The sequence below is a fragment of the Sporosarcina sp. FSL K6-1508 genome, assembly GCF_038007465.1.
Lineage (GTDB): Bacteria > Bacillota > Bacilli > Bacillales_A > Planococcaceae > Sporosarcina > Sporosarcina psychrophila_B.
Map to the genome: position 1 here is coordinate 2614630 of NZ_JBBOXF010000001.1, position 24915 is coordinate 2639544.

The 24915-nt window shown below is 37.6% G+C and carries 21 protein-coding genes; all 21 read left to right on the forward strand.

The features are described from left to right. Positions 1-1160 precede the first annotated feature (1160 nt). The 21 genes from MKZ11_RS13005 (at position 1161) to clpX (ending at position 24869) form a co-directional block, all read left to right on the forward strand. Positions 1161-2789, forward strand: coding sequence for a glycoside hydrolase family 3 protein (locus MKZ11_RS13005; protein WP_340794842.1), 1629 nt, complete (start codon positions 1161-1163; stop codon positions 2787-2789). 91 nt (positions 2790-2880) lie between these two features. Continuing rightward, the gene (locus tag MKZ11_RS13010; RefSeq protein ID WP_340794843.1) at positions 2881-4488 is read left to right on the forward strand and encodes an extracellular solute-binding protein; all 1608 of its coding nucleotides are present in this window, start codon (positions 2881-2883) and stop codon (positions 4486-4488) included. A 106-nt stretch (positions 4489-4594) separates the two neighbouring features. Then, positions 4595-5548: an ABC transporter permease gene (locus MKZ11_RS13015; RefSeq protein WP_340794844.1), complete on the forward strand. Its 954-nt coding sequence runs from the start codon at positions 4595-4597 to the stop codon at positions 5546-5548. A gap of 10 nt (positions 5549-5558) precedes the next feature. Continuing rightward, positions 5559-6449, forward strand: a complete 891-nt coding sequence (locus tag MKZ11_RS13020; RefSeq protein ID WP_340794845.1) for a carbohydrate ABC transporter permease — start codon at positions 5559-5561, stop codon at positions 6447-6449. A 65-nt stretch (positions 6450-6514) separates the two neighbouring features. Continuing rightward, positions 6515-7132 (forward strand): YesL family protein, encoded by a 618-nt coding sequence (locus tag MKZ11_RS13025; protein ID WP_340794846.1) that lies wholly within the window; start codon positions 6515-6517, stop codon positions 7130-7132. Between the two features lie 47 nt (positions 7133-7179). After that, complete coding sequence (locus MKZ11_RS13030; RefSeq protein WP_340794847.1) at positions 7180-8328, forward strand: exo-beta-N-acetylmuramidase NamZ family protein; 1149 nt, start codon at positions 7180-7182, stop codon at positions 8326-8328. Positions 8329-8338: 10 nt separating this feature from the next. Then, positions 8339-9250: an N-acetylmuramic acid 6-phosphate etherase gene (murQ, locus tag MKZ11_RS13035; RefSeq protein WP_340794848.1), complete on the forward strand. Its 912-nt coding sequence runs from the start codon at positions 8339-8341 to the stop codon at positions 9248-9250. Positions 9251-9274: 24 nt separating this feature from the next. Next, positions 9275-11416 carry a metallophosphoesterase family protein gene (locus MKZ11_RS13040; protein WP_340794849.1) on the forward strand — a complete coding sequence of 714 codons (2142 nt, stop codon included), beginning with the start codon at positions 9275-9277 and terminating at the stop codon, positions 11414-11416. Positions 11417-11468: 52 nt separating this feature from the next. After that, positions 11469-12341, forward strand: a complete 873-nt coding sequence (locus MKZ11_RS13045; RefSeq protein WP_340797008.1) for a MurR/RpiR family transcriptional regulator — start codon at positions 11469-11471, stop codon at positions 12339-12341. Between the two features lie 73 nt (positions 12342-12414). After that, positions 12415-13392, forward strand: a complete 978-nt coding sequence (locus tag MKZ11_RS13050; RefSeq protein ID WP_340794850.1) for an N-acetylglucosamine kinase — start codon at positions 12415-12417, stop codon at positions 13390-13392. 13 nt (positions 13393-13405) lie between these two features. Next, on the forward strand, positions 13406-14362 hold the full coding sequence (locus MKZ11_RS13055; RefSeq protein WP_340794851.1) for a GNAT family N-acetyltransferase: 957 nt from the start codon (positions 13406-13408) through the stop codon (positions 14360-14362). A gap of 583 nt (positions 14363-14945) precedes the next feature. After that, positions 14946-15272, forward strand: a complete 327-nt coding sequence (locus MKZ11_RS13060) for a four-helix bundle copper-binding protein (RefSeq protein ID WP_340794852.1) — start codon at positions 14946-14948, stop codon at positions 15270-15272. Between the two features lie 131 nt (positions 15273-15403). After that, complete coding sequence (locus MKZ11_RS13065; protein WP_340794853.1) at positions 15404-15967, forward strand: YdhK family protein; 564 nt, start codon at positions 15404-15406, stop codon at positions 15965-15967. 1241 nt (positions 15968-17208) lie between these two features. Then, the gene (gene nagA, locus MKZ11_RS13070; protein WP_340794854.1) at positions 17209-18375 is read left to right on the forward strand and encodes an N-acetylglucosamine-6-phosphate deacetylase; all 1167 of its coding nucleotides are present in this window, start codon (positions 17209-17211) and stop codon (positions 18373-18375) included. Further along, the gene (gene nagB / locus MKZ11_RS13075; RefSeq protein WP_340794855.1) at positions 18375-19115 is read left to right on the forward strand and encodes a glucosamine-6-phosphate deaminase; all 741 of its coding nucleotides are present in this window, start codon (positions 18375-18377) and stop codon (positions 19113-19115) included. The genes nagA and nagB overlap by 1 nt, the downstream gene beginning before the upstream one ends. Before the next feature lie 5 nt (positions 19116-19120). Further along, a complete protein-coding gene (locus MKZ11_RS13080) occupies positions 19121-19843 on the forward strand; it encodes a GntR family transcriptional regulator (RefSeq protein ID WP_340794856.1) in 723 nt (240 codons plus the stop codon). Positions 19844-19847: 4 nt separating this feature from the next. After that, positions 19848-20570, forward strand: a complete 723-nt coding sequence (locus MKZ11_RS13085) for an SIS domain-containing protein (RefSeq protein ID WP_340794857.1) — start codon at positions 19848-19850, stop codon at positions 20568-20570. 34 nt (positions 20571-20604) lie between these two features. Next, positions 20605-20871, forward strand: coding sequence for a phosphocarrier protein HPr (locus MKZ11_RS13090; protein WP_340794858.1), 267 nt, complete (start codon positions 20605-20607; stop codon positions 20869-20871). A 202-nt stretch (positions 20872-21073) separates the two neighbouring features. Then, the gene (locus tag MKZ11_RS13095) at positions 21074-22057 is read left to right on the forward strand and encodes a tetratricopeptide repeat protein (protein ID WP_340794859.1); all 984 of its coding nucleotides are present in this window, start codon (positions 21074-21076) and stop codon (positions 22055-22057) included. 110 nt (positions 22058-22167) lie between these two features. Beyond that, positions 22168-23454, forward strand: coding sequence for a trigger factor (gene tig / locus MKZ11_RS13100; RefSeq protein WP_340794860.1), 1287 nt, complete (start codon positions 22168-22170; stop codon positions 23452-23454). A 149-nt stretch (positions 23455-23603) separates the two neighbouring features. Further along, positions 23604-24869 carry an ATP-dependent protease ATP-binding subunit ClpX gene (clpX, locus tag MKZ11_RS13105; protein ID WP_340794861.1) on the forward strand — a complete coding sequence of 422 codons (1266 nt, stop codon included), beginning with the start codon at positions 23604-23606 and terminating at the stop codon, positions 24867-24869. Positions 24870-24915: the final 46 nt, after the last annotated feature.

Consider the following 24915-nt stretch of genomic DNA (forward strand, 5'->3'; position numbering starts at 1 on the left):
GGCGGAGTGATAGAACCCTTTCATACCAAAAGAGTCAGTTAATCCAGCGAGTATTGGGAAACTGAAATTCTAAATGTCGTTACCACTGATACAATCACACTCATACTGAGAACTGACATTGAAGAACTCACTTCTTTATTTATTGGACTGAATACACGTGAAATTGACAGAAGATACGAAGAGGAAACCCAGGTACTCTACCATATCTACATTAGTACTAATGGCAACTATCTCAGCCATCTATAAGTATTTATGAAAATGCTATTGTTTATCAAAAAGAAGTTGTAAATTTAACTACTGAAATAATAGCATAACTAGTTTTAACTCTGCCCATAGGCTATATCATAATCCCGTCACGAAAATGGAACACTAATTTTCTGGTGGGATTCCTTTTGGAATAGTGCTTTCCTCCTTAAGGTTTTTTCCCTCTAATTCAATTACGGTAGTCTAGCCAAATTTAAATTATATAAAACTGCGCTTTTATATTTAATACTTTGTATTGTTTTTGCCTATTTTGATTTTTCAGTAAGAACACTACTTTTGATCAAGTCTTCTTGCTTGTTGGGATTAGTAACCAAAAATGCAGGAGGCGAAACTAATAAAACACTATGATGTGGTTATAGTCGGCGTAGGGCAAGCGGGTATTACAATGGGCTACTATATAAAGGCAGAAGGATGCTCGTTCATCCTGAAAACGAAAAAAATTACCTGAAAGTAAATATATCGCCTAAAAACTTATATTATTAAAAGTTTAGGCGATATTTCAGTTCACTCACCTCATAATCCTCTATAAAGATTATCTCATCCATTCCTTATCCTATCTCACAATTTATCTTGCACCTCTTTGAATTATCCCGATACACACCGTTTAGAAGTGGGAATTATAAAAGGAGCATATCGTATTATTGATATTGAACTGAAATATAAAAACAACTATATGATTTTATTTTCAAAATGAGGTTTCATATCCTGTTTACTTGTGTTATGTTATTAATTATTGGTACTAGGTGCAATAGTCAATCAATTATAGTTATTTTCGAGTGGTTAAATTGTTCGTTTTTTTATAGATAAATATCTTAATCAAAGTGATAATGTAAGCGATTCCATATACGGTGAGGATAATAAGAAATTACTAAAATCTAATAAAAGAAGGTGTTTTTTTGCTAGGAAGTCAGAAAAATAAAAAAGTTGGTCAATTATTAGTAATTGGATTTAGTGGGAAAATAGTTCCTGACAATGTAAAGATGTTAATTCATGACTACCACATAGGTGGAATTATATTATTCAGCCGAAACATTGGCACGCCTAATGAGGTACTTGACTTGACAACTAGTCTTCAACGAGAGGCTAAAGAAGCAGGTTATATATATCCACTTTTAATTTGTATTGATCAAGAAAATGGAGTTGTTCGTCGTTTAGGAAAAGGAACAAGCACTTTTCCAGGAGCAATGGCGTTAGGAGCAACAAATGATCCTGAAAATGCTTATATAGTTGGCTTCGTTACAGGCAAAGAATTAAAATCATTGGGAATTAATTGGAACATAGCACCGGTTTTAGATGTGAATAATAATCCCGATAATCCGGTGATTGGGGTTCGATCTTACGGGGACTCATCGGAAAAGGTTGCTGAATTCGGACGAGCAGCTATGAGAGGGATGCAGGCAGCTGGTATTGTAACAAGTTTAAAACATTTTCCAGGACATGGGGATTCAAGTATCGATTCGCATTTAGAACTACCAATAATTTCACATGATATGAGAAGGTTAGAAGAAGTTGAATTACGCCCCTTTATAGAATGCATTAACGATGGTGCAGATACAGTGATGGTGGCACATGTCTATTTCCCAGCAATCGAAGACAAAAAAGGTGTACCAGCTACGTTATCAGAAAAAGTTATTAACGGATTATTGCGAGAAAAGATTGGGTTTGATGGTGTTGTCACCACTGACTGTATGGAAATGAAGGCTATTTCAGAGACAATCGGAACGGAAAAAGGTGCAGTTGCAGCCCTGAAAGCTGGAATAGATTTAGTTATGATTTCTCACAGTCACGATGTACAAATAGGAGCGATTAAAGAAATCCAATGTGCATTAAACAGTGGTGAGATTGAGGAAACATTAGTAGATCAATCTATTCAACGGATTACAGTTTTAAAGGAAAAGTATCTAAGTTGGGATTCTATATCCCTAAAGAATAAGAAGCATGTCCCTGAAATTGTAGGAAGTGACGAATACAAAGAGCTAGCGTTTGAGATTTTCAAAAAGAGCGTGACAATAGTTAAAGACGATGGGATTCTTCCATTAGCAACGGATAATAAAAGCCGAGTTTTAGTTATTAATCCAATAAATAACCAAGTATATGGAGCCGAGGACAAAAGCGATTCGAAGACATCTTTGGGTGAAGCCGTTAAAGAATACAATCCAAGTGCAGATGTATATCAAATTTCAAATACAGTAAATCTAGATGAAATAGAGATAATAATTAATAAGGCAATACAATACGACATAGTTATTATTGGGACATTATCGGTTAAGGAAGGAAGCCATCAGATTGATTTGATTGAAAGTATACTGAAGAGTGGGACAACCTTGATTGTTGTAGCTATGAGGAACCCTTACGATTTAAGGTATCTTCCGAATGTCCCGGTATACATTGCTACGTATGAATTTACCTACCTAGCAATGAAAGCTGCTGCAGGTGCAATATTTGGAAAAGAAATAGTCAAAGGACAACTTCCGGTTACAATAGCTGAAACTAATCATACATTTAAGGAGGTGAGAGATACATAGAGAGAGCAAAGTTGAATACAGATTTCATATATAAATCCTTAACTTACCAAAATCAAGACATTAAGTTAAAAAGACTAGGAGGATATCGATCATGAAGTTTAATAAGGTATTATTTCCAGCTCTTTCAGTGATGTTGCTATTGGCAGCGTGTAGTGGAAAAGATAAGGAAAATAACGAAGTAGAAACAGACAGCAAAAACTTTAATGAATCCGGCATGCCAATTGTGAACGAAACAATTAAACTTGATATTTTTGCTGGGAAGTCCGCAACCACTGCAGATGATTGGAACAATGTTTTAATTTTGGATGAATATGAAAAAATGACAAACGTTGATATTACTTGGAATCAAGTTCCTGCAGATGGTTTGCAAGAGAAGCGAAACTTGGCATTGGCTAGTGGAACCTTACCAGATGTATTCTATGCGGCGACTATTCCCGTAGCAGATATACAGAAATACGGTCAGCAAGGGACATTTATACCGCTAAATGACTTAATTGAAAAGCACGCCCCTAATTTAAGCAAGATACTTGAAGAGTACCCTGATATTAAAAAGGGTCTTACATTCCCGGATGGAAATATATATTCGTTTCCAACAATTTATTCACCAGAATTTCAATCATTACTGATAGGAGCGAAGCCTTGGATTAAGCAGGATTGGCTAGATCAATTGGGCATGAAAAACCCTGAAACAACAGACGAACTTTATGCTTACCTTAAAGCTGTTAAAGAGACTGATTTAAATGGAAATGGAAAACATGACGAAGTTCCATTAAGCAGTGTCTCAATGACGCGCATCCTTCACTGGATTTCAGGTGCATATGGGATTCAAAATAAAGGACAGTTGCATACGCTGATTGATACTGATCTGAAGTCGGGAGAACTACGTTTCTTTCCTATAGCGGACGAATACAAAGAAATGCTTGTATATATGAATAAATTGTATACGGAAGGTCTTATTGAGCAAAATATTTACTCTATTGATGTACCTCAATATCTTGCAAATGCTGCAGAAGAATTATACGGATCTACCCAGTTCTATAATCCTATTGAACTGTTTGGAGAAGATATTGGAAAAGACTATGTTGTAGGTAACGCTTTGGAAGGTCCGGATGGTACAAAGATGTATACAGGTGTAACTTCTCCACTCCGGGGAATGGGTAACTTTGTTATTACTGATAAAAACAAGTTCCCTGCAGAAACTGTAAGATGGATGGACTATTTCTTCAGTGATGAAGGTGCTTTGATGTTCTTTATGGGTATTGAGGGTGAAACATATGAACAAACAGCAAATGGCCCAGTATTATTAGACAAAATAACTGATAGTCCTGATGGATTAACAATGACACAAGAGTTAGCGAAATATTTAATAAATCCAGGTGGCAATCACCCGGTCATGGTTACAGATGATTACTTTACTGGATCGGAAAATGCAGCAACAGATAAAGAGGCAACTAAGGTTTTGGAGCCCTATCTTATCGACGAGGTTTGGCCAAGCTTCACATACACAGCAAAGGAGAATGACAACATGTCAATCTTAGCTGCTGATCTCGGTAAGTATGTGACTGAAATGCAAGCTAAATTCATAACAGGAGATACTTCATTTTCGAAATGGGATGAATATGTAAAAACAATAGAAAAGATGGGATTAGAAGAGTATATGAAAATTGAGCAAGGTGCATATGAAAGATATCAAAAGTAATAATTGAAGTAGAAGTAAATGTGTTCTCAGTGTAACCTTCTAAATTTAACCGGGGAATAGCGTTCCCCGGTTAATCAAATAAAGGAATTTAAAAGGAGGTCAAAATATGAATTTAAACCAGGCAAAATCGCCAAAAAAACTTCCGGTAAATAGTGGATTTAATAAAGTGAGAAAAAACTTTTTGAAGAACTGGCAATTATATGCATTCTTACTTCCGGCACTTAGTTATTTCATTATTTTTCACTATATTCCTATGTACGGCGTGCAGATCGCTTTTAAAAACTTCATTGCTAATAAAGGCATCTGGGGAAGCCCATGGATAGGTTTCGATCATTTTACACGATTCTTTGATTCTTATTACTTTTGGAGATTAATCAAAAACACGCTCATTCTTAGTTTGTATCAGCTGTTACTTTTCCCATTACCAATTATTTTAGCACTTTCACTAAATGAATTAAAAAATGGCGCATTTAAGAAATGGGCGCAAACTCTTACATATGCACCACACTTTATTTCGGTTGTTGTTGTTGTAGGAATGATTGTTATCTTTTTAGACCCGATTAACGGATTAGTCAACCAACTAATAGTACTTTTCGGTGGAGAACAAATTCGTTTTTTGGATAGTCCAAAGTGGTTTAGACATATATTCGTATGGTCCGGTGTATGGCAGTCTTTAGGGTGGGGTTCGATTATCTATTTAGCAGCATTAGCGGGAGTAAACCCTGAACTCCATGAGGCAGCAGAAATCGATGGGGCATCACGAATGCAACGGATATTACATATTAATATACCGAGTATTTTACCAACTATTGTAGTTCTGTTTATTTTGAACATAGGTAGTTTTATGTCAGTCGGTTTTGAAAAGGTTTTGCTAATGCAAAATAGTTTGAACTTAGAAACGTCTGATGTGATACAAACTTATGTTTATCAAGCTGGTTTATTAGAAGGGCAATATGGTTTTGCTGCAGCAATAGGATTGTTCGATTCATTGATTAACATTGCTTTACTTATTACATTTAATTATGTTGCCAGAAAAACAAGTAATAATAGCTTATGGTAGGGGGGATAATATGAAGAGAGTTGGTATGCCGGATAAAAGTTTTGATTTACTTAATAAAATATTCTTAACGGCTATTGTTATCATTGTCGTTTATCCGCTGATATTTGTTATTAGTGCATCTATAAGTGATCCAGCAGCAGTGAGTTCCGGTAAAATGTGGCTGTTACCTATAGATATAACATTTGATGGTTACAAGCTGATTTTGCAAGACGCATCTATCTGGTTAGGGTATCGGAATACTATCTTTTACACTACTGTAGGTACATTAATACATTTGTTTGTATTGTTGCCATGTGCATATGCTTTATCAAGAAAAGAGTTAATGGGACGTAAATATATTTTGTGGATTATCCTTTTCACGATGATGTTTAGTGGTGGGCTAATACCAACTTACTTAGTTATTAAGACTTTAGGAATGTTAGATACGATGTGGGCTTTAGTTATTCCGGGAGTTGTAGGAGCTTGGTCAATACTTGTAGCGCGTACATTCTTTCAACAAAGCATTCCAGATCAGCTAGTTGAAGCCTCAAAAATAGATGGGGCCTCGGATTTCTATATATTTCTTCGGATTGTTCTTCCATTATCTTTACCTATTGTAGCTGTGATGTCACTATTTCATGCAGTAGGTTTATGGAATCAATATTTTAATGCGCTTATTTATTTGAGTGATAGAGATAAATATCCTTTACAACTCATTCTAAGGGAAATTCTTGTTGTAAATCAAATGCAATTAGGTGAGGGGTCAGGAGAACAGACAGAATCCTTGATAGAACAAGTGAGGACGGGGGGGCTTATTAAATACGCGGTTATTATTGTATCATCCTTACCGCTTCTAATAGCTTATCCATTTTTGCAAAGATTCTTTGTTCAGGGTGTTTTAATTGGATCCATCAAGGAATAAGATTATTACTGAAATATGCATAGTTTAATTGAAATGAAATCCTGCAACTAACAGGAGGGACAACTATGAAGGGGTTTCTAAAAGGTTATTATCAATTTTCCGAATGGGCAATGCGGTTAGCGTACGTTAATATACTATGGGTTGTATTTACAATAGTTGGATTAGGCATTTTTGGACTAATGCCAGCTACCGCAGGGATGTTTGCGGTTGCAAGAAAGTGGGCCTCTGGAGATGTTGAAATAAAAATATTCCCAACCTTTTGGAATTCCTATCGTAAGGAGTTTGTAAAGTCGAACTTATTGGGATATATCCTAATAGGGATAGGTTATATTCTATATATCGAACTACAAATTTTGAGGACTCAAGAAAGTATGGTTTACTTTATCGCTAGTTTTGGTGTTCTAGCCTTATGTGTCATCCTATTAATAATATTACTGTATATTTTTCCAATATTTGTTCACTTCAACTTGAGCACTCTTCAAAATATCAGGTGGGCGTTTATTATTGGAATTATACATCCTATTCTTACAATCGTCCTAATTGCAGGTATTGGGTTAATTCATTATATAACTTATATGACAATACCCGCACTTTTGTTTCTCTTTGGGGGGAGCGTAACAGCATTTGTTTTAACGTGGGGAGCATCTAAAACATTTTCTAAATTTGAACATGTAAATGTATGAAAATTTAGTGGTTAGAGATTTGATAAATAAGGAGGAAGTGTTAACAAATGAAACTGGGTCTAGATATTTTTTTAGAAAAGGAATTCAGTCAATTCAAAGGTAAGAGAATTGGGCTTGTTACAAATATGACTGGTGTAAATAAAAACCTGGTTCCATCCATTGATTTATTCTATGAACATTCTGATATTGACTTGGCTGCGCTATATTCACCTGAACATGGAATCCGTGGAGATGCAAAGGAAGGGGAAAAAGTAAAGTCTTCCATCGATCCATATACAAATCTACCGGTATACAGTCTGTATGGAGAAACTAGAAAACCGAATAAAGAAATGTTGGACCTTGTTGATGTGATAGTCTTTGATCTTCAGGACATCGGCTCAAGATATTATACGTATATATATACAATGGCATATGTAATGGAAGCTTGCGGAGAACATGGAAAACACTTTGTCGTACTTGACCGACCAAACCCGATTTCAGGTGAAAAAATGGAAGGGAATTTAGTGGAAGAGGATGTTAGATCATTTGTTGGCTTATTACCTATACCAAACAGACATGGAATGACAGTTGCAGAACTTGCTTTACTCTATAAAAATGAGTTTGGTTATGAATGCGAGTTAACTGTTGTACCAATGCAGGGGTGGAAGCGGCAGATGTATTTTGATGATACTAATTTATTCTGGGTACCTCCTTCTCCAAACGCAACAAACATTGATATGAACATATTATATCCTGGTACATGTTTAATAGAAGGTACTAATTTATCAGAAGGTAGAGGGACAACGAAACCATTTGAATGGATAGGAGCACCATTTATTGAAGGACAAAGATTGGCAAAAGTATTTAATGAAAAGAAGATAGCGGGTGTACTAGCAAGACCAACATCATTTATTCCTACATATCAAAAATATAAAGATGAAATTTGTGGAGGAATACAATTGCACGTTGTCAATCGTAATGAATTAAATTCATTGAAAGCTGGAATACTATTGGTAGAAACAATAGCTGAAATGTATCCAAATGATTTTCAGTTCAGAGAAAATAAAAACAATAGAGACTTCTTTGATCTTTTAGCGGGGACAAAACAGTTAAAGGAAAATGTACTAAATGGTACTTCGATAGAATTCATTGAAGGTTTTGATAAGCAACTAGAATACTTCCAGAAACTAAAAGAACCATACAACTTATACAACTAGGATGATGATAATGGATAATTTTTCGGCATTGACAACAGAAATGAGAAACGAAAAATCGACGAACATTGATAAAATGTCAACAAAGAATATATTAACTCTTATTAACAATGAAGATATGAGTGTAGCAAAAAGAATACAAGATGTTTTACCAGAGATAGAAAAGGCTGTGGAGGTTGTTTGTGAATCATTTAAATCTGGTGGAAGACTTTTTTATGTAGGTGCAGGCACAAGTGGACGGCTTGGAATTCTTGATGCAGTGGAATGTCCGCCAACATTTAGTACATCTCCAGACTTAGTACAAGCAGTAATGGCCGGTGGTATGAAAGCAATTGAGAAAGCAGTAGAAGGTGCAGAGGATAGTGAAGAAATTGGAGCTAGCGATCTAGCAGAAAGAAACTTAACGAAAAAAGATGTAGTTATCGGTATAGCTGCAAGTGGAAGGACTCCCTATGTTATAGGGGCACTGGATTACGCAAATCGAATTGGAGCAAGAACAGTGAGTTTATCTAGTAATGAGAATTCAGTAATTGGTCAATATGCAAATATAAGAATTGATGTGCTGACTGGACCAGAGGTGATCACTGGGTCAACGAGAATGAAGGCGGCTACAGCACATAAATTGATTTTAAATATGATTACTTCTACATCAATGATTAAAATGGGTAAAATATATGAAAATTTAATGGTTGATGTGTCTGTTAGTAATAAAAAGCTAAAGGAACGGGCTAAAAGTATTCTATCTACAATAACTAAGATTCCGTATGTTGAGACTGAAGGCATTTTAGAGCTAGCAAATTATGAAGTTAAAACTGCAATTGTTATGATTAAAGCAGACGTCCCCTATCAAGAGGCTAAAGACAATATTTCTAAAGCAGATGGTTTTGTTCGAAAAGCTATTGAGTTGGCTAGTGAGAAAGAATAATAAATGTAAAAGGGAGATACCGTTATGAATTTAAAAGAAAAAGTACTTGATGATTTTGAGCATAATAATATGAATAAATATGAAATGAATCATTGCTTTGTTAAATCATATGTTATCTCCCTTAGCAATGATCAAGCAATGTATGGAAAGAGTAGTTTAAAAATAGAGTACAATTTCAGTGGTTGGTTATCAGGAAACGGTGCAATGTTTATCAAATTTAAAGACAATTTGAGTACGGATGTGATGCCGCGTAAGCTTGGTATTTGGGTATATAGTGATGGGAAAACGCCGTGGTTACGAGCATCTATCCTAGATGGCTTTGATGGGAGAAAAACAGTTAATCTCACAGCTGGAAATATAAATTGGCAAGGGTGGAAATACCTGGACGCACCATTAGATAAGAATTGGAAACTTCCACTAAGGCTTGAGCATATTTATGCTGTGGAAATTGATAAGGCGTATCAGGGCGACTCAAGCTATAATGGGATATTTTATATCGATCATTTACGATTTGTATATATAGATGATGAAGATTTATCGGGTCCAACATTTAGCAACATATACCCAAAAAAGGATCTGGTATATAAGGATTCATTTACATTTCATGCCACAGCTACAGATGATATGTCCGGTGTTGATCCAAATTCGGTTATCGTAAAAGTAAATAACAACAAAGTAAAACATTTTTTTTGTGAAAAATTAAATAAAATCAGTTATTCGTTTAATAATGTTGAGGAGGGTACATATCATATAGTCGTAAAAGCTAAGGACTTCGCGGGCAATAAGTCTGTTCCGTATATAGAAAAGGTAATTACTGTTGACCTTAGTCCAGACTATGGAAAGCCTATATTATCAAATATTACACCAACAAAAACAGCGTTAGTATATACTAATACACCGCGTATTACATTTAATCTCATTGATGAAAAAAGTGGGGTAAATTCAAAGGACATTCTTGTAACAATAGACAACGAAAAACAGGTTGTTACATATCATGAAGAAACAGGTTGGGGGTATGCAGTATCAAAAAAAGAGCTGACTGATGGTGTGCATTACTTCACTATAATGGCAATGAATCGCTCAGGTAATAAGGTAGGCCCAATCAAAAAAAAATTCACAGTTAATGGATTAAATCAGCCTAAAGATAAAAATAATTTCAAGATTTCGGTCATTCCAGATACACATTCCTATGAATATGGACAGGCTGGACTATGTAGCGCAGTTAATGAGGGTACGGATTTTATTATACAAATGGGAGATATGGTTGATCAGTCCATGGAAGATGAATACATTCGTGTGCAGGAAAATTTACTGCTACTAGGCGATAAACCCATCCTGACGGTACCAGGAAATCATGAATCATTCCAGGGCAACCTTGATTCATATATGGGTCTATTTGGATCACCAACATATCACGTTACATATGGTAGTGTATTGTTTATTTTCTTAAATACGGCATACGATCAAAGTATTTGTATTTCTGATTCCACACAAATGGATTACTTAGAACAATTACTAGCAGAGAATAAACAAGAGAATATAGTCATAATTACTCATGTACCAACAAAAGATAGATTTGGTACTTCGCATGAAATGCAAAAGGAAGATGCAATGAAGTTAGAAAGAATCTTAGGTAATTACAAAAAGGAAAATAAATCTACTCAAATTACAGTATTATTTGGACATTTACATGTCATCGATCAATGGCATGTAGAAGATGTAAATTATATTATTACAGGGAATGGTGCATCAAAAGGATATGTAGCCAATAATCGGGGAAATATAGTAGGCCATGGTGTACTACATATGACATCAAGTGGCATTAAATATGATTTCATACCGTATGTTGAAAAAGTATTTTTGATAAAAAATGATCTTCGAATAAAAGAGTTAAGTTTGATAAAAGGAACTTCACATCGTTTTAATATACAGGTTGAAATAAAGAAATTATTTTCAAACTATATAGTTGATATAACAGATTTCGATTTAGTCAGAAAAAAGTGGTCCTCCAAAAACGAAAGTGTTGTTAAAGTGAATAAACAAGGTATTGTTCAAGCAATTGACAAGGGTAATACTACGGTAATAGTTGAGGTATCGGGGAAGCGAGCGGAGATGAAAATTATTGTAAAAGAAAGTAATGATGCTGATCACATAAAAATTGTATGAATTTGAACCGTATAAAAGGAAGTTAGTTTTGAAAAAAGAAAGGGTTGATATCATGTCATCTGTTACTGGTGGACTAGTTATGCTTACTGAAATGCTTCCGACATTGCCGCCATCTGAAAGGAAAATTGCGACATATATCATAAAAAATCCACAGGAGGCAATCTCATTAACGGCAATTGAGCTAGGTGAAAAAAGTTCAACGAGCGGTGCTGCAGTTATTAGGTTATGTAAATCATTGGATTTAAAAGGATTGCAGGATCTAAAACTAAGAGTTGCTGGTGATATTCAGAAGACAACTGAGCATGGATTTCGTGATATTGAGCCAAATGAACCGTTATTATCAATTATTGATAAGATGACAAATAATAGCGTGAAAACGATTCGAGAAACAGCTGAAATGTTATATACAGAAGAGCTTGAAAAGGCCATTCAATTATTAAGGATTGCTAAAACAGTCCATTTTATCGGTGTAGGTGCTTCAAATATAATTGCCCAGGATGCTCAGCAAAAATTTCTAAGAATTGATAAGACTTCTTTTGCATTTCCAGATATGCACATTGCTACAACACTTGTTGCTAACGCTAATAAAGATGACGTCGTTGTCGCTATATCCTTCTCGGGGGAAACACTAGAAGTTGCCAGAGTACTAGAATTGGCGAAGAAAAAAGGTGTCCATACAATTAGTTTAACTAAATATGGAAGCTCAATTGTTTCTAAACATGCGGATATAAAATTGTATACATCGGCAACAAGAGAGTCCACTTTTAGAAGTGGTGCAACTTCATCAAGAATTGGTCAACTTCAAGTGATTGACATACTCTTTATGGGTGTAGCCTCTTTGCAATATGATGAAACAGTTAAACATCTTGAGGCGACTAGGGATGCTGTTAATTTTTTAACACATGGGACCCATAATACTAAATAAATTGTACTTGTTCCATTGGGAGCTAACTTGATTTAGGGGTGGCTTGTTTATTGTAAGAGGAGGCTATTGAGATATGTATGTACTAGGAATTGACGGGGGCGGCACAAAAACAACAGGGGTAATTGCTAATATTAAAGGGGAAAAAGTTGCAGAAGCAACTGTTGGTGGCTCCAATTTAAACAGTTTGGGTAGGGACATAGTCGAAGGTGAATTAACAAAGCTTATAAATACATTAAGGGCGGAAAACAATGAATCTTTTTTACGAGTAACGAGAGTTTTTGCAGGAATGGCAGGAGGAGGCAATAAATCTAACAAAGCGGATGTACAAAACATACTCACTTCTTTGCTTGCTCCCAGTGTGGACGTTACTGTCAATCATGATGCAATAACGGCATTATATTCGGGGACAATGGGAAGACCAGGGATAGTCCAAATTGCTGGAACAGGTGCAATTACATATGGGATAAATCAAAAAGGTGATCAAGGACGGGTAGGGGGCTGGGGGCATTTATTTAGTGACCATGGTAGTGGATATGCCATTGGTAGAGATGGTTTAAGTGCAGCTTTTATGTTCCATGATAGATTAGCTGAATATACATATTTACACGATTTGATTTTACAATACTTCGAAGCGAAGGAACTTCCATGTGTGGTTGGAGCAATCTATCAAGGGGGAAATCCTAAAGGAGTGATCGCTTCTTTGAGCAAGTTAGTAGTCGAAGCAGCTGATTATGGCGATCAAATTGCTAAAGATATCATTAATGAAAACGGTATTCAATTAGGTAAGGCTATATCTACTTTGATAAAAAAGTTGTTCCCTGTGGAGCTGGCTACTGAAGCAATACCAGTTGTGCTGGCTGGTGGATTATTTAACAGATATGAGTTGTTTAAAGTATCTATTGAAAGAACAGTCAAAGATAACGATAGTCATATAGAAGTTATTATACCCCAAATATTACCGGTCGGTGGAGCTGTAATCGCTGCCTTACTAGAAGAAAAGATAGAGATTAATAAAATGTTTACAGATGCTTTCTGTAGACATGAAAAATAGAAGAGGTGGAATTTTGACGAAGTATATATCGTGGACTAAAGAAAGAATAGAGGGCTTAGTTAATCTTTGGAACCAGGAATTAAATGAAAGCTTTCCCATGAGCAGAAAACTGTTTGAGCAAAACAGTTTTCAAGATAAGAATATTTGTTATAGAGCATCACGTATAGCTGTAGATAGTGATGACAAAGTAATTGGTTTTATCGTTGCGAAAAAGTGGCAAGAGCAACTAAGTGTTGAAATGAGGAAAGAAACGGGTTGGATACAAGTACTTCTAGTTAATCATACGTATCGTAATCAAGGGATTGGTGATGAATTATTAAGACATGCCGAATCAACGTTGAAATCTGCTGGAATGAGGGAAGTACTACTTGGTAAAGATCCTTGGCATTACTTCCCGGGAATACCTCAGCAATTTAATGATGTAGCAAGATGGTTTGAAGGGAAAGGATATGAAGCTTACGGAGAGGAGTATGACCTAATTAATCATTATGACGGTCATAATAAGAATTCATTACCGACAGTTGACAATGCAATGTTTTCTATTCTTGATCCAAAGGATAAGGAAGATTTTTTAGATTTTCTTCATCGTTGCTTTCCTGGTAGATGGGAATATGAGGCGTTGCATTATTTTCAAAAAGGTGGCACAGGTAGAGAGTTTGTTGTCCTTAAAAAGAATGACAAAATTATTGGATTTTCTAGAATAAATGATGCTAAATCACCGTTTATTGCTCAAAATGTGTATTGGGCACCCCTTTTTGATAAAGAGTTAGGTGGCATTGGACCTCTAGGTATTGATGCGAATGAACGTAAACAAGGGTATGGGGTTGCAGTAGTTGAAGCCGCAATCACATTTTTAAGGGGTCGTGACATAAATAATATTGTCATTGATTGGACTGGGTTAGTAGATTTCTATAAAAAAATGGGATACGACGTTTGGAAAGGATATTATTCTTACAAAAAAAATCTATAGATTGAATGTTATCAGAAGAAATATGACATTCAAGCTATTAGGAATGAAAATATTATCCTGGATGCCACGTGTACACAATTACGTTTTAATTAAAAATCGTCAAAAGAGGGTTTAATGGGTTAGTCAAAAAATATACAAAAAGCACTGTATCAATTAGTCGCACGAAAGAAGAATTTGAATTTAATAAAAATGCAAAAATATATGTTTATAAAGCTGACCATATGGTGACTTAAACAGCATGTATAACCAAGAAAAGGGTTAGGGGAAAACCAAAGAGTAAAGTCTATTCTGTGCTAATTTAATCGATAGGAGTGACGGACCAAGTACCCATTCAAAATAGTAAAAAAGAAGGCGACATTTAGAGCGACATGTCGTCTTTTTAAATTTAAATTCACTTAAAGAATGTATTGATTCAAATGGGAACCAGGAGTAAAAGACATTTCCTGAAATTACTCAATAGCTGAAAGTTGCATTCCGGTATGAAGAGAACTTAGAGATTTTTAAGTGTTTTGTTCTTTTTAGTTTCAAACCAATTTTTAAGGGGAAAATACCACTGACTGTAAAAACAGCAGGAGATGATCCCATGAATACGAAATATGAAGAATGCTTAAAAGCATGTTTGGAATGCCTTGAGGCATGCAATACCTGTTTCGATGCGTGTCTGAAAGAAGAGAATGTTAAGATGATGGCCGAGTGCATTCGCTTGGATCGTGAATGTGCAGATATATGTAGCTTTGCAGCACAAGCGATGACACGCAATAGTCCCTTTACTAAACAGGTTTTAGCCCTTTGTGCAGAAGTTTGCGAACGTTGTGCAGAAGAGTGTGCTCAACACGACCACGATCATTGCAAGCGCTGCGCTGAATCTTGCCGAAAATGTGCGGAGGCATGCCGGCAAATGGCAGTGTAAGAAATATGCAGAAAACACCATCATTTAAGGAGCTATTTCTAGAAATGAAAAAGTATTTCTAGGGATAGTTTCTTTGTCGAATAAACTAATTAGGAAAACGAAATTTAAGAAATCAGAGGTGTGTAAGTCAGATGAAGAAACAATTACTTTTTTTAAGCGTTGCTATGATTGCAGTTTTAAGCGGGTGTGGAAATAGTATTGGCAACGAGAAAAGAATAGACAGTACTAATGAATCTAAACAAGAAGTGATGGATATGAACATGAACCATTCGGGCTCAGGTGAAGTTCCTGAAAACTTAAAAGTGGCAGAAAATCCGACCTATAGAGTTGGAAGTCAAGCAATTATTAATACGGATCATATGGAAGGTATGGATGGTGCCGAGGCGACAATCGTGGGCGCTTATGATACTACAGCTTTTGCTGTATCTTATGTCCCGACAACTGGTGGAGAAAAAGTGATAAATCATAAATGGGTTATAAAAGAAGAACTTAAAAATGCGGGTGACGAAACGTTAGAAAAAGGAACAAAAGTCACCATTGAGGCAGACCATATGGAAGGGATGGAAGGGGCAAAAGCTGAAATCGATTCTGCTGAACAAACTACAGTATATATGATTGATTATACGCCTACTACTGGTGGAGAAAAAGTAACAAACCATAAATGGGTAACGGAAAGTGAACTTTCCCCTAATTGAAAATTATGCGGTTTTACTCCTTCTTAAAAGGGAAGTTAGGCAAACGTATGACGGATCAGGTGAGATATGTACGCATTTTTATGAACTATATATGTTGATCTAATGACTCCTCTTGAATCTGCTGTGGCGGTCAATAATGAGAGAGTTGTAATTCGGAGTGTGGATTGTAGATCGCTTGGCGCTGTGGGGATGCCTTTCGCCGTAAGCCTAGATTAGCGCTTCGCATCCAGTCTTACTCGGCGACCCCTTTGCCGCGCCTGCGCTAGGGTGTTCATTTATCGAGAGAAATGTAATTTTGAGTTGTAGATGCCCAGATTATAAGGTGATTACTAGTTGATAGCAATTATAGTCAAGAAAGACGCACTCTAGGTTGTAGATTTCATCACAGATAATGAAATGCTTTTTCTCACATAGACCTTCCAGCGAAGACGCGACTTCGTGGTAGCCGGAGCGATAAGACTGAAAGTGCTCTCCTTTCCGGCTTATCGCGGGAGGCATCCACAAAGCGTCGAAGCGGTAATAGCAGGATGACTAATTCATTCCACATGTATTGGGACATTTGTTGATCATATTCGATCGATTTATGGCACTCCAGGTTGTAGGTTCCATCTCCGAAAACGAAATGCGTCTCAAATAGACCATTCAGCGCAGGCGCGATAAGACTGAAAGTGCTCTCCTTTCTGGCTTATCATGGGAGGAGCGTCGAAGCGATATTAGCAGGAATTCTAATTCTATCCATTGTAAAGCGCCTATGCCGTATTCATTTGTTCAATATATATAGTTTAAAACCGATTTTTCTTTTCAGAAAAAAATCGGTTTTTTGCTATCTCAAATGTATTAAATGGAGGAGTATTTATTGTAATAGAAACCCGTAATTCAACCTGACATGTTTGTGTATCCAAAAGCTTTCTTATAGGTGAAGCGTACGCTAGATAAGAGAGTCTTGAAACGAAACACTCTACTAGAGGCGGCTGGTAAAACATCTTGACTATAACTTGCTCACTATTCTTTTATATTGGTATAGACAACTATACCAATTAAGTATATATTGAATATTAAGTTTAATTATTCAGACTTAGGAAACTATGAAGTATTAAATTGTAGAAAGGTTATAAAGTAAAAAATTCACGATTAGTCTTCGGCGGTTCGGTTCTTTGAAAAAATGAATCTCGGTCTCATGGTAATAGCTGAAATTGAACCACGAAAGACCATTATGTTTTTTTCATAAGGAGGAATGACGTGTGGGAGAAACACTACTGATTTCGAATGTTACGATTGCTGACTCGGAAAATGCCAGTATTTTTGGTGACATTTATATAGAAGACGGCAAAATCAAAGAAGTGTCTGCTTCTATTAAAAGAGAGGCAGACAATCAACTTGATGCGACCGGTAAGGATTGGATTATTGTCCCTGGGTTTATTGACATTCATATTCATGGTTCGTCAGGTTTTGATGCAATGGATGCAACGCCGCAAGCTCTAGATGGTTTGGCCAGTGCGCTTCCGAGGGAAGGGACTACAAGTTTTTTAGCAACGACAATGACGCAATCAGATGAAGCGATTTCTGCAACGTTACACAATGCAAGCCTTTTTAATGCAGGTAAGAAACAGGCTGAAATGCTTGGTGTTCATCTGGAAGGGCCTTTCATTTCACCAAAGAGGGCCGGCGCACAACCGATTGAGCATATTCAATTACCCTCTACTTCGCTCTTTAAGAAATGGCAGGAATTGAGTGGTAATCGCATTAAAATCGTAACTGTTGCGCCAGAAATGGATAATGCTCTTGCATTTATTGAAGAGGTGTCCGAAGACGGTGTAATTGCATCCCTCGGTCATACGGATGCAACATCAGAAGTTGTTCGCAAGGCTGTTAAAGCGGGAGCTAGTCATGTGACTCATCTATACAATCAAATGAGCCCATTTCATCATCGGGAACCTGGAGCAATCGGGGCTGCTTTTTCGGAAGATTTTTTGACAGTTGAATTGATTGTCGATTTGATTCATAGCCACCCTAAATCGATTGAATTAGCATTTCGCCAAAAGAATGCTAGCCGAATTATATTAATTACGGATGCGATACGTGCGAAAGGACTTGCGCCCGGCTCTTATGATTTAGGTGGCCAAGATGTAGAGGTGTCACATATAGATGCACGACTTCACGACGGAACGCTTGCGGGAAGCATATTAACGATGGAAACTGCAGTGAAAAATATGAAGGCTGTTACGAATTGTACACTATCTGAACTTGTAGCGATGACCTCTGCAAATGCTGCGGCACAGCTTGAACTTTCCAATAAAGGAAAGATTGAGCTTGGGAGAGATGCAGATATTACAATCATTGATAAAGATTGGAATGTACAAATGACAATTTGTAGAGGCACTATTGTTTATAAAAAGGAGGACATCTGATGAAGGGACTTTTACTCGATAATTATGCAGCGGTAAGCGAATATGCGGCGACGCTTGTGGAGGAACAGGTCCGGGGAAATGCACAGTCGGTACTTGGTCTTGCGACTGGGGCAACACCGTTGGGGCTTTACGAAAATATTTGTAATAGTTTTGAAGAGCGAGGCGTTTCCTATAAAGATGTCCGGACTATTAATTTAGACGAATATCTTGGTCTCGAACGAACACATCCGGAAAGTTATTATACATTCATGAATGAGAAACTTTTCAAACATATTGATCTTGCAATCGAAAATGCATATATTCCAGATGGAAAACCCAGTTCTGTGGGAGAAGAATGTGTGCGTTACGATAAGATTCTCGATTGTATAGGTCCTATTAATCTGCAAATACTAGGGATTGGTACGAATGGACATATCGGATTTAATGAACCGGGAACAAATTCAAACAGTACGACACATATTGTTGAATTAACCCCATCTACGCGCAAAAGTAATGCGCACTTCTTTCAATCGTTTGAAGAAATTCCGACTCATGCAATTACGATGGGCATTAAATCAATATTAAAAAGTGAAAAAATCATTTTATTGGCATCTGGAGAAAGTAAAGCAGAAGCTGTAAAAACATTATTGAGTAAACAGGTAACTGAACGTTTTCCTGCCTCATTTTTGTGGAATCATGATAATGTAACGCTTATTGTAGACCGGGATGCATATCAGTTGGTTGAATTGGAAAGGCAGTGAGTGCTTTGCTGGATAAACAGTCCCCAGTCCCTATATATATCCAAATTGAAGAATACTTGAAAAACCAAATCTTGCAGGGGGATTTTGTAATTGGTGTGGCAATCCCTTCCGAACGTGAGTTGACGGAGTCGTTTGGCGTAAGTCGAATGACAGTACGTCAATCCATTACGAATCTCGTGAATGAAGGGCTCCTCTACCGTGAAAAGGGACGCGGTACATATGTAGCGACACCCAAGATTGAACAACCTCTAAATGGGCTTACAAGTTTTACAGAAGACATGCTTTCACGTGGCATGAAACCTAGTAACAAGCTGATTAGCTTTAAAAAAATAATACCAGAAAAAGATATTGCGAGGGAATTACAGTTAGATAAAGATGAAGAAGTTTTCGTTGTAAAGCGAATTCGGTATGCAGATGACAAGCCCATGGCAATTGAAAGATCGTATCTACCTGTGAAGCTCGTTCCGGAACTTGATTTGGCTACGATAGAAGGGTCGCTTTATTCATATATCGAAAAGGACAAACGACTTGTAATTAGTCATGCTACACAATGCATGGAGGCAGTTTTGGTAAAGAAAGAAGACGCGGAATTACTCCAAGTTTATATGCCTTCTGCGGTTCTAATGATAGAGAGAATCAGTTATTTAACAAAAGGTATTCCATTTGAAATCGTTCGAAGCGCATATCGGGCGGATCGTTATAAATTTATTAGTGAGATTAGGAGATGAGCGAATGAATGCTTACTTCACAGCAATTGAATTATTGATGAAGAAAGTGATCCGAGAAGAACAACAATCTGTTGAAAAAGTAGCGATAGAGATTACGAGGCGTCTTTCGCTTGGTGGCATCGTTCAGTTATTCGGTTCTGGCCATTCTTATTTGATGGCAGAAGAGTCATTTTTTCGAGCTGGTGGTTTAGTTCCGGTCCAACCTATTATTGTCGAATCACTGATGCTTCATAATGGGGCTGCTCAGGCATCTTTAAATGAAAAAGATCCCGAACTTACTCAAACATTTGCGAACCAGCTTGATATCCGTCCTGAAGACACGGTCATTGTTATTTCGACTTCCGGACGAAATACGGTGCCAATTGATGTTGCATATATAGCGAAAGAATGCGGGGCTTACGTTGTTTCACTTCAGTCGCTTCAATATAATGCTTCTGAGCACCCGTCCAAACACAAGTCAGGCAACAGGCTTGAAACTGTTGTGGAAGCCATTTTAAATACGCATGTCCCGGTTGGTGATGGGCTTCTGACATTGGATGGCCTGCCTTACGCCCCGGCATCTAGTGTCATTGGAAATACACTTATCCACGCCACGTTCAGTCGAGTGATCGAGATGATGATTGAAAATGGAGTAAAACCTCCCATTTTTAAAAGTGGGAATTTGGATGGAAGTACAGCACATAATGAGTTAATGATTGCTGCATATGGAGAGCGCATTACGTTTTAATTATTATAGATTAATTAAAAGGGGACCGTATAGGATGATTGAGAAAAACTATAAAATTACAACTAATGAGGGGCTTCATGCTCGTCCGTCATCGGTATTAGTGACAGCTGTAACGCCATTTGCGGCGGAAGTGAAACTGGAATATAAGGAAAAGACAGTGAATCTGAAATCGATTATGGGTGTCATGGCACTTGGTATTTCAATGGGGGCTGACATTAAAATTAGTGCAGATGGTGCAGATGAAGAGGCATTGATGGCTAAAGTGGATGAGGTGATTAAATCAGAAAGAATTGGTCAGTAAAACGGATTATAAATGGCTCTCGATGAAAAACAGCAATCCAGATTACTGCATTTTAACAGAAGTTTATCATAGCAGGCGCCCTCGATTAAGCCGAGCGGCGCATTTCCCGATTGGAGGGATTTGTATATGTTTTTTGCTCAATCACCGGCAATCAATGTTAAATTAGAAATCGCTATGATATAGTGGGAAATGATGAAAGAAGGTGAGCGTATTGCGAAAGAAATACGGAAGACTCAGGAAGAAAGAGAATATTATTGTTTTCCCAGGAACATTTGAAAAACTCGTTGAACAGGGCCATGTTTTTGTTGAACAAGAAGACTATGAACAGGCAGTAAAAGCATTTGACCAAGCAATTGGTTATGAACCTGACTTTCCGGAATTTCTAGGTCCATACGCCGTTGCCCTTTATGAAGTCAAAGATTTTCAACGAGCGAAGGAAATTGCTGCAAAGCTTTTGCATAGCGGAACCGCTGACTATGTCGATGCCATGGAACTGTATCTGACAATCAGCATTCAACTGCAGGAGTACGATGAAGTTGAAATGACGATCGATGCGCTGATTGATGAAGGAATTGTTCCCCCTGATATGTTGAATAAATTCAATTATCTTCGGGAATTGAATGGCCGTTTGTCAGACCGCTATGCAGACGACAAACCTGCCGCTCTATTGCAATCATTCACCATCGACGAGTTTATGGAGATGGATGCATTGACACAGCAATATGCACTCGCTTCCCTTGAAGGAAGCAACTTATCAGACATCCTTCCTCTTCTTGAACTCATCGCTGTCCGGGACGACGTGGCTCCATTAGCTATTACATTTGCATTGACGCTGCTTCATCAGGCAGGGCATTCAGATGAAATCACTGTCCGTAAGTTCGGGTGGGAGAAAGTTGTTGTGCCAGCGAGTATGACTTTGCCAGGGCAAGATAAGTTGACAAAAGAGGTCCTTGAAGCGATTGACCGGCTGCTGTTCCAAGACCCTTCCAGGTTGGAGATGGCGCAAGGCCTCATCGAGAAATTTGCAATTACTGCATTCCCTTTCGGCTGGGGGAATCAACCAGTAGAAGAAATCGCAACAGCCTATGTAAACTACATAGAAAGTCTGTTTTCAGGGGAACCATTACCTGAGACAGCACTCAACAAACTCATTCAACAGATTGACAACGTTTCGGACCTTTCGTAAAGTGCGAAATCTGTTGAAAGATGAAGAGACTATGATATACTGAAATGGTTGTCAATGGAGTATATAAGTACGAAAAGATATTGGCCAAAACGATTCGGAGGTATTTTATTATGTCAGTCAAATGGGAAAAGCAAGAAGGAAACACAGGGACTCTTACAGTAGAAGTACCCGCAGAAGTAGTAACAGCGGGTCTTGATAAAGCATTCAAGAAAGTTGTTAAAACAGTACAAGCACCAGGTTTCCGTAAAGGGAAAATGCCGCGTCCAATGTTTGAAAAAATGTATGGCGTAGAGTCGCTTTACAATGAAGCACTTGATTTCATTCTTCCAGAAGCATACTCAAACGCACTTGACGAAGCGGGCGTTGAACCAATCGACCGTCCAGAAATCGACATCGAGCAAATGGAAAAAGGAAAAGAGCTTATTTTTAAAGCGCTTATCACACTGAAGCCAGAAGTGAAGCTTGGCGATTATAAAGGTCTTGAAGTAACACGTCAGGAAACAGCAGTTACTGATGAGGAAATCGAAGAGCAATTGAAAGAACGTCAACTAGCATTCGCAGAATTGGCTGTGAAAGAAGACGGCGCAGTTGAAAACGGCGATACAGTGAAAATCGACTTCGAAGGTTCTGTTGATGGCGAAGTTTTCGATGGCGGTAAAGCAGAGCAGTACGATCTTGAAATTGGTTCAGGTTCATTTATCCCTGGATTTGAAGAGCAATTGATCGGCATGAAACAAGACGAAGAAAAAGATGTCGAAGTGAATTTCCCTGAAGAATACCATGCAGCAGAACTTGCAGGTAAACCAGCGATTTTCAAAGTGAAAATCCATGAAATCAAAACAAAAGAAATTCCTGCACTAGATGACGAACTTGCTAAAGAAATTGATGAAGAAGTTGAAAGCCTCGACGCATTGCGTGCGAAGTTGAAAGAAACAACTTTAGAAGAGAAAAAATCCGCGTCTGAAACAGCTCTTCGCGATGACCTAGTTGAAGCGGCAGCACGTAATATGGAAGTTGATATTCCAGAAGTGATGATTGAATCTGAAGTTGAACGTATGATGGAAGAATTTGGCCAAAGACTTCAATCACAAGGAATGAACCTTGAGCTTTACTTCCAGTTCTCTGGACAAGACGAAGCAGCACTTCGTTCACAAATGAAAGACGACGCACAAAACCGTGTTCGTGTTTCACTGGTACTTGAAGCGATTGGTAAAGCTGAAAATATCGAGGTTGATGAAGCTGACATTAATGCAGAACTTGAAAAAATGTCTGCACAATTCGGCATGGATATCGAGCAGATCAAAACAACACTTGGAGGGACTACGATTCTTGAAAACGACCTTCGTTTCAATAAAACAGTCGAGTTCCTTGTTGAAAACGCAAAGATTACTGAATAATATAATGCAATAAGGACAAGGTACGGAAGACCGTACCTTGTTTTTCATAGGAAGACATGGATTTTACTTCTTGTAAAGAGAAGAATTCTAATTAGTTGATAAAAATCGGGGAATCTTGTAAGATTGTCACTTGAATAGGGGTGAGCATAATGTTCAAATTTAACGATGAAAAAGATAACTTGAACTGTTCTTTTTGCGGGAAATCCCAGGAGCAGGTTCGTAAGCTAGTCGCTGGTCAAGGCGTCTATATTTGTGATGAATGTGTTGAACTTTGTGCTGAAATCGTTGAAGAGGAAGTCGGGCTTGAAGAAGGATTCGAGTTAAAAGACGTTCCGAAGCCGAAAGAAATACAAAGTATTCTTGATGATTACCTAATTGGGCAGGACCGTGCAAAGAAATCACTTTCAGTTGCTGTCTATAACCATTATAAACGCGTCAATTCGAACAGTAAGATAGACGATGTCGAGTTATCGAAATCTAATATCGTACTTATCGGACCGACTGGGAGCGGTAAAACATTGCTTGCTCAAACACTTGCAAGAATTCTTGACGTACCGTTCGCAATTGCGGATGCTACATCACTGACTGAAGCAGGATATGTCGGGGAAGACGTGGAAAACATTCTGCTTAAACTGATTCAGGCAGCAGATTATGATGTGGATCGTGCAGAAAAAGGAATCATCTATATTGATGAAATCGATAAAGTTGCACGTAAATCCGAAAATGCGTCCATAACACGCGATGTTTCAGGAGAAGGTGTACAACAGGCACTTCTTAAAATTCTCGAAGGTACAGTTGCGAGTGTGCCGCCACAAGGTGGTCGTAAACATCCACATCAAGAATTTATCCAAATCGATACGACGAATATCCTATTTATTGTAGGAGGAGCTTTCGACGGTATCGAAGAGATCATTAAACGTCGGATTGGGCAAAAAGTAATCGGTTTCGGTGCTGAACCAAATACGGTTGTTGAAGAGGAATCATACCTTGCTAAACTGATTCCAGAAGATCTTCAGCGTTTTGGTCTGATTCCGGAATTTGTAGGTCGTTTACCTGTTCTTGCAAGCCTTGAGCAGTTGAGTGAAGATACGCTTTATCAGATTTTGACGCTTCCGAAAAATGCAATCGTTAAACAATACCAAAAAATGTTTGAACTTGATGACGTTGCACTGCGGTTTGAAGATGATGCCTTGCTTGAAATTGCAAAAGAGGCTATCACAAGAAAAACAGGTGCGCGCGGTCTTCGTTCAATTATCGAAAATATCATGCTCGACGTAATGTATGAACTGCCATCACTTGAAGAAGTGACAGAGTGTCTCATTACAAAAGAATCCGTCTTGGGACAATCAAATCCAATTCTTTCAACGGAAGACGGAACCCGGGTTTATCTGGATAATGAGAAAAACTCGGCGTAACGCCTGAAGGATGAAGCTGACTCCGACGACGCGCGTGCATATGCGC

Bases quoted from the DNA above. Each gene is read 5' to 3' on its own strand.
- MKZ11_RS13045 (WP_340797008.1), top strand. From the start codon at position 11,469: ATGTCATCTGTTACTGGTGGACTAGTTATGCTTACTGAAATGCTTCCG.
- tig (WP_340794860.1), top strand. From the start codon at position 22,168: ATGTCAGTCAAATGGGAAAAGCAAGAAGGAAACACAGGGACTCTTACA.
- MKZ11_RS13015 (WP_340794844.1), top strand. From the start codon at position 4,595: ATGAATTTAAACCAGGCAAAATCGCCAAAAAAACTTCCGGTAAATAGT.
- MKZ11_RS13050 (WP_340794850.1), top strand. From the start codon at position 12,415: ATGTATGTACTAGGAATTGACGGGGGCGGCACAAAAACAACAGGGGTA.
- clpX (WP_340794861.1), top strand. From the start codon at position 23,604: ATGTTCAAATTTAACGATGAAAAAGATAACTTGAACTGTTCTTTTTGC.
- MKZ11_RS13040 (WP_340794849.1), top strand. From the start codon at position 9,275: ATGAATTTAAAAGAAAAAGTACTTGATGATTTTGAGCATAATAATATG.
- murQ (WP_340794848.1), top strand. From the start codon at position 8,339: ATGGATAATTTTTCGGCATTGACAACAGAAATGAGAAACGAAAAATCG.
- MKZ11_RS13060 (WP_340794852.1), top strand. From the start codon at position 14,946: ATGAATACGAAATATGAAGAATGCTTAAAAGCATGTTTGGAATGCCTT.
- MKZ11_RS13020 (WP_340794845.1), top strand. From the start codon at position 5,559: ATGAAGAGAGTTGGTATGCCGGATAAAAGTTTTGATTTACTTAATAAA.
- MKZ11_RS13030 (WP_340794847.1), top strand. From the start codon at position 7,180: ATGAAACTGGGTCTAGATATTTTTTTAGAAAAGGAATTCAGTCAATTC.
- nagB (WP_340794855.1), top strand. From the start codon at position 18,375: ATGAAGGGACTTTTACTCGATAATTATGCAGCGGTAAGCGAATATGCG.
- MKZ11_RS13025 (WP_340794846.1), top strand. From the start codon at position 6,515: ATGAAGGGGTTTCTAAAAGGTTATTATCAATTTTCCGAATGGGCAATG.
- MKZ11_RS13090 (WP_340794858.1), top strand. From the start codon at position 20,605: ATGATTGAGAAAAACTATAAAATTACAACTAATGAGGGGCTTCATGCT.
- MKZ11_RS13010 (WP_340794843.1), top strand. From the start codon at position 2,881: ATGAAGTTTAATAAGGTATTATTTCCAGCTCTTTCAGTGATGTTGCTA.
- MKZ11_RS13085 (WP_340794857.1), top strand. From the start codon at position 19,848: ATGAATGCTTACTTCACAGCAATTGAATTATTGATGAAGAAAGTGATC.
- MKZ11_RS13065 (WP_340794853.1), top strand. From the start codon at position 15,404: ATGAAGAAACAATTACTTTTTTTAAGCGTTGCTATGATTGCAGTTTTA.